Annotated in this window: 7 protein-coding genes and 1 pseudogene; 3 read left to right on the top strand and 5 right to left on the bottom strand. The window is 70.0% G+C overall.

Annotation, left to right across the window (positions count from 1 at the left end; genetic code table 11):
- Positions 1-45 precede the first annotated feature (45 nt).
- Positions 46-735 (top strand): annotated as a pseudogene (locus ABF821_RS18340) (ferritin family protein); the annotation flags it as partial.
- A 235-nt stretch (positions 736-970) separates the two neighbouring features.
- Entirely contained in the window at positions 971-1,630 is a 660-nt protein-coding gene (locus tag ABF821_RS18345; RefSeq protein WP_415531115.1) for a LolA family protein, read from the top strand.
- A 28-nt stretch (positions 1,631-1,658) separates the two neighbouring features.
- On the opposite strand, the gene rsmI is transcribed toward ABF821_RS18345, so the two are convergent.
- Positions 1,659-2,723 (bottom strand): 16S rRNA (cytidine(1402)-2'-O)-methyltransferase, encoded by a 1,065-nt coding sequence (gene rsmI, locus ABF821_RS18350; RefSeq protein ID WP_415531117.1) that lies wholly within the window; start codon positions 2,721-2,723, stop codon positions 1,659-1,661.
- Here rsmI and ABF821_RS18355 point away from each other — a divergent pair.
- Positions 2,711-4,117, top strand: a complete 1,407-nt coding sequence (locus ABF821_RS18355; protein WP_415531119.1) for a penicillin-binding protein activator — start codon at positions 2,711-2,713, stop codon at positions 4,115-4,117. The genes rsmI and ABF821_RS18355 overlap by 13 nt on opposite strands.
- Before the next feature lie 22 nt (positions 4,118-4,139).
- Here ABF821_RS18355 and ABF821_RS18360 read toward each other — a convergent pair whose 3' ends face one another.
- The 4 genes from ABF821_RS18360 to ABF821_RS18375 all read right to left on the bottom strand — a co-directional run bounded on the left by ABF821_RS18360 (position 4,140) and on the right by ABF821_RS18375 (position 8,694).
- On the bottom strand, positions 4,140-4,496 hold the full coding sequence (locus tag ABF821_RS18360; RefSeq protein ID WP_114728532.1) for a hypothetical protein: 357 nt from the start codon (positions 4,494-4,496) through the stop codon (positions 4,140-4,142).
- A 327-nt stretch (positions 4,497-4,823) separates the two neighbouring features.
- On the bottom strand, positions 4,824-5,747 hold the full coding sequence (locus ABF821_RS18365; RefSeq protein ID WP_415531121.1) for a lysophospholipid acyltransferase family protein: 924 nt from the start codon (positions 5,745-5,747) through the stop codon (positions 4,824-4,826).
- Positions 5,744-6,739, bottom strand: coding sequence for a tetraacyldisaccharide 4'-kinase (gene lpxK / locus ABF821_RS18370; RefSeq protein WP_415531122.1), 996 nt, complete (start codon positions 6,737-6,739; stop codon positions 5,744-5,746). The genes ABF821_RS18365 and lpxK overlap by 4 nt, the downstream gene beginning before the upstream one ends.
- The gene (locus ABF821_RS18375; protein WP_415531123.1) at positions 6,739-8,694 is read right to left on the bottom strand and encodes a glycosyltransferase N-terminal domain-containing protein; all 1,956 of its coding nucleotides are present in this window, start codon (positions 8,692-8,694) and stop codon (positions 6,739-6,741) included. Before ABF821_RS18375 ends, lpxK begins: the two co-directional genes overlap by 1 nt.
- Between the last annotated feature and the right edge of the window lie 46 nt (positions 8,695-8,740).

Consider the following 8,740-nt stretch of genomic DNA (forward strand, 5'->3'; position numbering starts at 1 on the left):
CCCGGCTGAACGGTCCTTTATCGCTCAACGCGACAAAAAAATCATAAGACAAGCCTGGGAATCGAGGCCGTGCGCCGGCATGCGTGCCAGATGGAGACGGACGCGGCGCGGTTTTACCGTCAGGCGGCATTGCGCACGAATGATGCCGCCACGCGCAAACTGCTGGGCGATCTGGCGGTGGCCGAGGATCGGCACGAGCAGGCGGCGGGGGTGATCGAACTGAAGCGCCTGCCGGCCGGCAAGCGTGAAGACGAGGACGAAGACGCGCGGCGGCGCTTCGTGTTGCAGGTGATCCAGCCCGGTCTGGTCGGGTTGATGGATGGTTCGGTCTCCACGCTTGCGCCGGTCTTTGCCGCTGCCTTCGCGTCGCATCGGCCGTGGGAGGCTTTTCTGGTCGGGATCGCGGTGTCGGTGGGGGCCGGGATTTCCATGGGGTTTGCCGAAGCCTTGTCGGATGACGGTAAACTGTCGGGGCGCGGGGCGCCGGTACTGCGCGGATTGATCTGCGGGCTGATGACGACCGCCGGCGGGATCGGCCATACGGTGCCGTTCCTGATCGACCGGTTCCCGGTTGCCATGAGCGTGGCGATGGGGGTGGTCGTGGTCGAGTTGCTGCTGATTTCGTGGGTGCGGTGGCGGTATCAGGATACGCCGTTCGGCTCTGCCGTGGTGCAGATCGTGTTCGGTGGGGCGTTGGTATTTGCCGCCGGCATTCTGATCGGGTCGGCGGGGTGAGTCTTCTTCTTTTTCTGAAGAAAAAGAAGCAAAAAGACTTTTGATCCGTGCAGGGGCGTTGTGTGGCTCCGGTACACGGTTTCTGAACGAAACAGAGTTTTTTCGTTCTTTTTTTAAGAACATTTCCGTCGGGCCGGCGCCTTGATCTTGCCGGAATGATCGGGCAACGAAGTCGGGCTGGACCGGTGCCTGCGCGAGGTGTCGGCTGGCGACCTCCTGCGACCGACCGGGTGCCATGACGCGACCGAACCGCCTGCCTTTCCTGCCGACCCGTCTTGCGACCTGCCTGCTGGGCGGGTTGATGGCCGGGACCTGTCTGCCTGTGGCCGCGCTGCATGCCCAGACGGCGGCCGCGACGCTCTCGACCGCCGATCGCGGGTGGGTGCAGCGTATCCAGACCTATCTGGACGGAATTACGACGCTGGAGGCGCAGTTCCAGCAACTGGCGCCGGATGGCAAGCGGGCCACCGGCACCGCGTGGCTGAACCGGCCGGGGCGGATGCGCTTCGAATATGACAAGCCGAGCCCGTTGTTGCTGGTGGCCAATCATGGTCAGGTCGTCTTCAATGACAGCCAGTTGGGCCAGACCACGACGCTGCCACTGGACAAGACGCCGCTGGGGCTGCTGCTGCGCCCCGGCCTGCAACTGTCGGGCGACGTGACCGTTACGGCTTTCACGCATGCCAACGGGCTGGTGCAGGTTACGCTGGTGCGGACCGCCTCGCCGGGGGACGGGAGCCTGACATTGGTATTCCATGACAATCCATTGTCGCTGCGCTCGTGGAGTGTGGTGGACGCGCAGGGGCAAGCGACGCAGGTCGATCTGTTCAATGTCCGTCTTGGCGGCGGCCCGATGCCCGATGGGCTGTTCGATACGAATATTGGTGACCAGTAAGCGGGATGGATCGGCCGGGCATCGGGGGCTAGCGATGCTGGCCCTGGGTGCTGGCATCGCGGGCCAGTTCCAGCGCGCGGGCATAGACCGTGCGGCGCGGCAGGTTGATCGCGCCGGCGACCAGCGACGCCGCATCCTTGACCGACAGGGTGGCCAGTGCCGCGCGCAGCCGCTCGTCCAGATCGTCGGCGCCGCTGTCATCCTCGGCGGGCGGCCCCAGCAGGACCGTGATTTCCCCGCGTGCCCGATTGTCGGCGTACCAGGCGGCCAGTGTGGCGACCGGGCCACGCCGCACTTCCTCGAACCGTTTTGTCAGTTCGCGCGCCACGGCGGCGGGACGGTCGGCGCCGAAAATGTCGGCGAGGTCGGCCAGCATCTCGGCCAGCCGGTGCGGGGCCTCGTGCCAGATCAGGGTGGCGGACAGGCCGGCCTGCTCGGCGGCGCGCAGTCTGGCCAGCACTTCGCGCCTTGCCGCTGTGCGCGGCGGCAGGAAACCCGAGAACATGAACGGATGCGGCGGCAGGCCGGACAGGGTCAGCGCCGTGATCGCGGCGTTGGGGCCGGGGACCGCCGTCAGCGTGATATCGGCCGCGATCGCGGCGCGGGCCAGGCGAAAGCCGGGGTCGGAGAGCAGAGGCGTGCCGGCGTCGGAAATGATGGCGATGCGGCGGCCACGTTCCAACTGGCCGATCAGGGCGGGAATGCGCTGCTGCTCGTTATGGTCGTGCAGGGGTTCGGTGCGGGTGGTGATGCCGCGCGCGGTGAGCAGGCGCGCGCTGGTGCGGGTGTCCTCGCACAGGATCAGGTCGGCTTCCGCCAGGGTGGCGGCGGCGCGGTCGCTGAAATCGCCGAGATTGCCGATGGGTGTGGAGACGAGAGTCAGCACGCCCCGGCCGGGATGGCCGGTGGGAGGGGTGTCGTCTTCCTCTTCGGTGTGGGTTTCGAACGGGTCCTCCGCCGGAGGCGTGTCCTCGTGCGTGCCGGGGGCATGACGGGCGAGGTCGGCTCCGCTATGGGAAGATGGCGCAGGGCTGAAGGACGCGGCTTCATGAGGCGCGTGGAAAGGCAGGGACGAGGAAGATGAATCGGTCATTCGCAACCCGGATGCAGAAACAGCCCGTAGAGTCAGCCCGTCATGGCCTGTCTGGCAAGGCCGGACTGCTGCTGGTGGCCTCGTTGGCCGGTCTGGCCGCCTGCGCCGGCCCCGAGAGCGGCCCGACGACGGTGACCCCGCCGGTTCCGGCGGCAGTGGTGCCGGGGCGGACGGTGGGCGTGCTGCTGCCGCTGAGTGGCGGGAACGCACGGCTGGGTCAGGCGATGCTGTCGGCGACGCGCATGGCGCTGGGCAGCCCGACGGCGCCGCCGCTGGATATCCGCGACACGGGTGCCCCCGGTGGTGCCGGGGCGGCGGCTCAGGCGGCCCTTGCGAATGGTGACGGCGTGATCCTCGGGCCGCTGACGGCGGCCGAGACCGGGCAGGCTGCCGCGGTCTCCACCACGGCGTCGGTGCCCATGCTGGCCTTTACCAGCGATGTGTCGGTCGGGCGGCCTGGGGTTTGGGCGCTGGGGATCGCGCCGGAGCAGCAGGTCGAGCGGATGGTGATGGCGGCGCAGGCCGAGGGGCGGCAGCATTTTGCCGCCTTCCTGCCCGAGACGGCGCTGGGCCGGGCGATGGGCCGGGCGCTGACGCGGAATTGCGCGGCGCGGGGCCTGGCCGTGCCGCAGATCGTCTATCATGCCGACAGCCCGGCCAGCATCACGCAGGGGCTGAAGACCCTTTCCAATTTCGACGTGCGCGCGATGGCGGCGCAGCCTGCCGCCCAGGCCGCGTTGCCGCCTGACGCGGCCGCGGCGGTCGATCCGGTGGGGGGCGCGGTGCAGCAAGCGCAGCCGGCGCCCGCACCCTCGCGGCTGGGGCCGCCGCCCTTCGATGCGCTGCTGCTGGCCGATACCGGGCTGCAACTGGCGTCGGTGATCGAGGCGCTGCAATCGTTCCAGGTGATCGGCGTGCCGCCGGTGCTGGGTGCGGTGGCGACGGCCGATGGGGCCGCGCCTGCGGCGGCGCCGGTGAATGCCGGCATGCCGCCGGTGCGAATCCTGGGGACGGCGCTGTGGGCGTCATTCGCCGGCAAGCTCGGCCAGTTGCAGGGCGCATGGTACGCGGCGCCCGACCCGACGGCGCGGCAGCGGTTCGTCCAGCTTTACATGGCGCGCTATCACACCATGCCGACGCCCCTGAGCGATCTGGCTTATGACGCCTCGGCACTGGTCGGGGCGCTGGATCGCGCGCGGCCGGCGGACAGGCCGAACGGCTACACGGTCGAAGCCCTGACGCGGCCGGATGGATTTTCGGGGGTGGATGGCGTGTTCGGGCTGACACCGGATGGTCAGACACGCCGGGATCTGGCGATTTTCCAGATCCAGCCAGCGGGAGGCGGGCGGATTGTCAGTCCCGCGGCGGGCCGTCTGGCGCGGGAACAGAGCTGACGGGCAGAAGAAGCGGCGGCGGTCAGGCCGCCGCGGTTGCGCCGCAGGCCAGGACGGGGCGGATCGCATACAGCGCCGCTTCGAAGGTCTTGAAGGTGCCCAGACGGTGGTCGCGCAGATTGTCGACCAGAACCCAGTTCATGCCCTCGGGACGCAACAGATAGGCCGGATCGGCGTTCTCACGTACCCAGACCAGCACATGCTCGATCGGGCCGTTGCCGGAGCGGGGGGAAACATCGACGTCGCACAGTCCCATACAGGTTCCGGCGTCGAGCCAGCGCATCAGATATTCCCGATGGCGGGGCAGGAAATTCGCGCGCAGCGAAACGACGTTGTCGGTGGAGAAAGTGGTCGCCTTCAGGGTCATCGTCGCGGGCATCTGTCATGTCCTCGGAGTATGGGCGGAACGAGGGAACGCTAGAGCGCGGTGCCGGGCATTGCCAAATTGAATCTGGTGGAAGTCGCCACTCAAAAAGGCAGAAGTTCGGGTATGTGGCAAAAAAGCAATGATTTGTTGCGAGAAAGACCTAATTTTAGGCACGAAATGGTGCATATGATCGTAATATAATCAGCGCGTAAATGTGGGCTTCATCTCTTTGTCACATTTCTGGCGTGAATTGCCTGTGATTGATGCGATTGTGAGACGAATCTGCCTGCGATTGACCCTTATCGAAGCAGGGCTCGGGGTGGACGCAGGGCCTGTGGATCAACTGTAGGAGGATTTGGGCCAGCGGCGATGCAGCCACAGCCAGGTGCCGGGGCGGGCGCGGACCCAGCGTTCCAGCCGGTCGTTGACGGCCTGCGTCAGGGCCAGGATGTCGGCCTGCCGGTCGCCGCTGTCGGGCAGGGCGAGCGGGGGTTCGACATGGATGCGCAGGCGGGCCGGACCCAGGCGCTCGACATAGCCGGGGATGACCGGGCAGCGATAGCGCAGGGCCATGGCGGCCAGGGCGGGGGCGGTCATGGCCGGGTGGCCGAAGAGCGTCGCCTCGATGCCGTCATTCATCTTCTGGTCGACCAGCATGCCCAGCCGGCCGCCGCGCGCGATATGGGCCAGCGCGCCGCGCGCGCCGCGCGCGCCCTTGGCGAACATGGGCACCGTCTCGCCCATTGCCGCTTCGCGTAGCGCGCGGATCATGCCGTCGACCAGCGGATTGCCGGCGGCGCGGTAGAACGAGGCGAAGGGCAGCCCGTGGCGGGCCACGCCGGGCGGCAGCATCTCCCAGTTGCCGATATGGCCGGACATGAAGATCACCGGGCCGCCGCGCGCGACCTGAGCCGCCAGATGTTCGGCCCCGACGACATCCCAGCCCGGCCCCGATGCCGGGTTTTCCGGCAGGGCGGCGATATGCGGGAACTCGCCGACCGTGCGGCCCAGATTGTCCCACACCGCGCGGATCACCGCCCGGCGGGCGGGGGCGTCCAGTTCCGGCATGGCCAGGCGCAGATTGGCGTCCGCGATGCGCGAGACCGGCAGGCGCGGGCCGATGATGCGGCAGACGGCGCCGCCGGCATTCGAGGCACCGACCGGACCCAGGCGGCGCAGCACCGCCAGGGCTGTGCGCGCGGCCAGGGCTTCCAGCCGCATCAGCCGGGTGATGGGGCGGGTTTCGTCGCGGGGCGTGCTCATGAGGTGCTGTTTTCCGGTCTGCCTGCCAGCCATTGGTCCAGCAGCCGTTCCGGAGTGGCTGGGTCGGACCATGCCAGCCCGACACCGATGCTCAGGACCTGGGCCTGCATGGTTCCGGGCAGGCGCGCGGCATCTTTCGGCGTGGTCAGCAGCGCCGCGCCGTGGGTGGCGGCCAGGTCCCGCAGGCGGTGCAGGTCGCGGGGGGTGTAGGGGTGGTGATCGGCGAAGGGGACGCAGGCCGCCGGTGTGACGCCCTGTTCGCGCAGGCTGTCGAAGAATTTTTCCGGGCGGCCGATGCCGGCGAAGGCGATGGCGGGGCGGCCGGCCAGCAGGGCTGTTGCGTCCTGCATCGCCAGGCTGGCGCGCAGGATCGGCAGGTGGCCGGGCAGGTGGGAGAGGGCGCCGGTGTGGTCGTCGCCGATCAGGATCGCGGCGTGGGCGCGGGCGGCTCCGGTCGCGACCGGTTCGCGCAGGGGGCCGGCGGGGATGACGCGGCCGTTGCCGAAGCCGCTGGCGCCGTCGATGACCAGCAGTTTCAAGTCCTGAAAGAGGCCGGGATTCTGGAATCCGTCATCCATGAGCAGGCAATCCGCGCCCTCGGCGAGCGCGGTCCGGGCGCCGGTCGCGCGGTCGGCCGAGACGTGGGTGGGGGCGAGGGCGGCCAGCAGGAGGGCTTCGTCGCCCACATCGGTGGCGTCGTGGCGGGTGGGATCGACCCGCAGCAGGCCGGCGCGGCGGCGGCCGTAGCCGCGCGTCAGGATATGGACGCGCCGGCCGCGCGCGATCAGCCGGGTTGCCAGATCCAGCACCAGTGTCGTCTTGCCCGCGCCGCCGGCGGTGAGGTTGCCGCAGCACAGGACCGGGATCGGGGCGTGCCAGCCGGGTTGGCGCAGGCGGCGGGCGGTGGCCCGCGCGTAGAGGGCAGCGGCGGGGGCCAGCAGCCGGGCCGGCCAGCCGCCATCCGCCGCGTACCAGAAACGCGGGGCGCGCATCAGCGTGCGTCCATCAGGGCGAGCAGGCGTGTGGCCAGACGGTTGGGAAGGGTGGAATCGGCGTGGGTCGCCGCTGCGGCCCGTTGTCCGGCCCCTGCGCGGCGGGCGGGGTCGGCCAGCATTGCTTCCACCCATTGGGCCAGGTCGTCGGCATCGGGCACGATCTGTACCGCATTGCCCAGGCGGGTGAAGGCGTCGAGGAAGTTTTCTGTCAGGGGGCCGGTGGCCAGCGTGGTGCCGAAGCGGGCTGGCTCCAGCGGGTTGTGGCCGCCGCGCCGGCCGGGGCCGGGCAGGCTGTTGCCGATGAAGACGATCGGCACCGCCTGGTAGAACAGGCCCAGCTCGCCCAGCGTATCGCAGATCCAGAAAGCGTCGTCCGGGCCGGGTTCCTGCCCGGCTGCGCGGCGGGGGGCATGATCCAGGCCCTCGGCGATGGCCGGGCCGCGCTCGGGATGGCGGGGGACGATGACGGTCAGCAATGTGGGGTAGCGGGTGCGGATCTGCCGGGCGGCCTCGGCGATAGCCTCTTCCTCGCCTTCATGCGTGGCGGCGGCCAGCCAGACGGGGCGGTGGGCGAGGAGCGTGCGCACATGGGCGAGTGCCGCCGGGTCGACCGGCAGGGGGCCGGCGGCGTTCTTGAGGTCGCCCGGCGTGTCGATCCGTTCGGCGCCCAGGGTCCGGAACCGGGCGGCGTCGCGATCGGAACGGGCAGCGATCCAGGCGAAGCGGCCCAGCATGCGCGCGGCCAGGCCGGGCACGCGGCCCCAGCCGGCCCGCGCGCGGTCGGACAGGCGTGCGTTCAGCAGGGCCAGCGGGATGCCGTGGCGGTGGCAGGACTCGATCAGGTTGGGCCAGAGTTCGCTTTCGGTCAGGGCGGCGGCGTTCGGGCGCCAGCGGCGGAGGAAGCGGCCGATCCAGCGGGGGACATCCAGCGGCACGAACTGATGGATTATCCGCGTGCCGCCTTCGATGTCGGTCAGCCGCTGTTTCAGCAGGGTGGCGGCGGTGACGGTCGCGGTGGTGACCAGCACATGCAGGCTGGCATCCTGGGCCAGCAGTTCCGCGATCACGGACAGGATCGACAGGGTTTCGCCCACGCTGGCGGCGTGCAGCCAGACCAGTTTGCCGGGAGGGCGGGGCTGTGTGGTCAGGCCCATGCGCTCGCGCTGGCGGCCGCGTATTTCCTTGCCACGGGCGAGGCGGCGGTGCAGCAGCAGCGTCAAGGCCGGGGCCAGCAGGGTGGCCAGTCCGGCCCAGAGCCGTTGCGCCGCGCGGGCCGGGGCGGGGGCCGCGGCGTGCATGGCCGCATCGAGGGCCGTGGCGAGGGTGGCGCGCGCTGTGTCCTGATCCGCGCGGCTGACGGTGATCGGCGCGCCGCAGACGATCCGGCCGCGTCCGAACGGCAGGGGGAGCATCATGCGGTCCCAGCCGCCCAGCCGCCAGTGCGCGCACCAGCCGCCCACCGGCACGATCGGGGCGCCGGACAGGCGGGCCAGGCCGATCGTGCCCTGTTCGACCTGCCGGCGGGGGCCGCGCGGGCCGTCGGGGGTGATCACGACGGGCTCCCCGCTCCGGATCAGGGCCAGGAGTTGGCGGAGCGCCGCCGCGCCGCCCTTGTCCTTGCCCTTGCGGTCGGTCGAGCCGGCGATGGTGCCCGCACCCCAGGGGGCGATGATGTCGGCGATCAGCCGGCCGTCGCGATTGCGGCTGATCAGGACGTGCGGCCGCATGGCGGGGTTGCGGGTGAGGGACCGGCGGAGCAGGGCCGGGGTGAGGGCCAGCGTTTCGTGCCAGAAGGCCACCAGCACGGAATGCTCGCCCTGCCCGGTCAGGAGCGGCTCGGCATCCGGGTGGATGTCGAAAGTCCAGCGTGTGGTGCCGATCGCCAGTCGCAGATAGGACCGCAGCAGCACGATCGCCGCCGGGCGGGCCGTCCAGGAAAGGCGTCGGGTCATCCGTCTGGCGGTAGCATGGGTGTGCCGTGGGTGGAAGAGGGGAGAC

The organism is Gluconacetobacter sp. (genome assembly GCF_047721585.1).
Taxonomy (GTDB): Bacteria; Pseudomonadota; Alphaproteobacteria; order Acetobacterales; family Acetobacteraceae; genus Gluconacetobacter; species Gluconacetobacter dulcium.

Coding starts and splice junctions, on each gene's coding strand:
- lpxK (WP_415531122.1), bottom strand. CDS start 6,739: ATGCGCGCCCCGCGTTTCTGGTACGCGGCGGATGGCGGCTGGCCGGCC.
- ABF821_RS18375 (WP_415531123.1), bottom strand. CDS start 8,694: ATGACCCGACGCCTTTCCTGGACGGCCCGCCCGGCGGCGATCGTGCTG.
- ABF821_RS18345 (WP_415531115.1), top strand. CDS start 971: ATGACGCGACCGAACCGCCTGCCTTTCCTGCCGACCCGTCTTGCGACC.
- ABF821_RS18365 (WP_415531121.1), bottom strand. CDS start 5,747: ATGAGCACGCCCCGCGACGAAACCCGCCCCATCACCCGGCTGATGCGG.
- rsmI (WP_415531117.1), bottom strand. CDS start 2,723: ATGACCGATTCATCTTCCTCGTCCCTGCCTTTCCACGCGCCTCATGAA.
- ABF821_RS18360 (WP_114728532.1), bottom strand. CDS start 4,496: ATGCCCGCGACGATGACCCTGAAGGCGACCACTTTCTCCACCGACAAC.
- ABF821_RS18355 (WP_415531119.1), top strand. CDS start 2,711: ATGAATCGGTCATTCGCAACCCGGATGCAGAAACAGCCCGTAGAGTCA.